This window comes from Tsukamurella pseudospumae (genome assembly GCF_001575205.1).
Taxonomy (GTDB): Bacteria; Actinomycetota; Actinomycetes; order Mycobacteriales; family Mycobacteriaceae; genus Tsukamurella; species Tsukamurella pseudospumae.
In genome coordinates this window covers 1-929 of record NZ_LSRE01000031.1, presented here as the reverse complement: position 1 = coordinate 929, position 929 = coordinate 1, and the positions used below count along the sequence as shown (strand labels likewise).

1 protein-coding gene is annotated in these 929 nt (G+C 67.8%); it reads right to left on the bottom strand.

What is annotated here, in order from left to right:
• Window positions 1–929: Mu transposase domain-containing protein (locus AXK61_RS16380; RefSeq protein ID WP_068746382.1), on the bottom strand; the 929-nt coding region annotated here is incomplete at both ends.

Below are 929 nucleotides of genomic sequence, written 5' to 3'. Positions count from 1 at the left end.
TGACGGTGACCTCTCCCATCGCGAGCTCCGGCGGCACCGAGTACTGGTTGCCCCGCCACGCCACCAGGGCCTGCCGTGAGACCTTCCTCGGCTCCGACAGGACCGCGGGATACGGCGCCGCAGGAGGCCGGCGTAGGGGTTCGCTGGCGGCGACGGTCAGCACCGAGCTGCGGCCGTCTTTGGTGGCGCGCATCCGGGTATCGACGCGGACTCGGCAGTGCTCATCCAGGGACGCTTGGGCCTGCTCCACGGTCAGCTCGTCGGGCAGGGTCCGCCACCAGCGTTGCGCGATGCTCCGGTTCTCGCCCTCCACAACGCCTTTGCGGTGCCCCGAACGTGGTGGACAGATCTTGACCGAGACACCGTAATACTTGGCGACCGCAGCGAATTCGGCCTTCAGCTCCCCGCTGGAGGGGTGGCAGACCGTGGCCATCCGGTCGAACCGCCAGTTGCGGGTCACCCCACCGAGCCGGCGGGTGATCCGGTCCAGGCCGACGATCACCTGCGGGCGTGTCGTATTCGGGGCGAGGTAACCTCGCCACCGCCTTGAACACGACAACGTTCCAACCAACAGGTGCGCGGTCTTGCCCCACCCCCACGCCGCTGGCGGATCGGGTAGATCCAACCAATCCCATTGCGTCTCTTCGCCTGGCGGGTGCTCGATCACCGCGTTCGGACGGTTCACCGCGGTCGTGCACTGCGGGCACACCGGGCGCAGGCCACGGTCCCGGATCTGCCGGGTCAGCGACGAATACGACTGCTTGAACCGCATCTCGACGAGTTCGTCGAACAGGGTCTGCGCCCACAGATGCGGGTCCTCGAGCAAGCGGCTGGTGACGTACTCGGCGAACGGCTCGAACGGGTCCTCGTCCCGGTGGCGGACACCCGGCTCGGTGACCCCGTTGAGATAGTTGCGGACGGTCTTACGG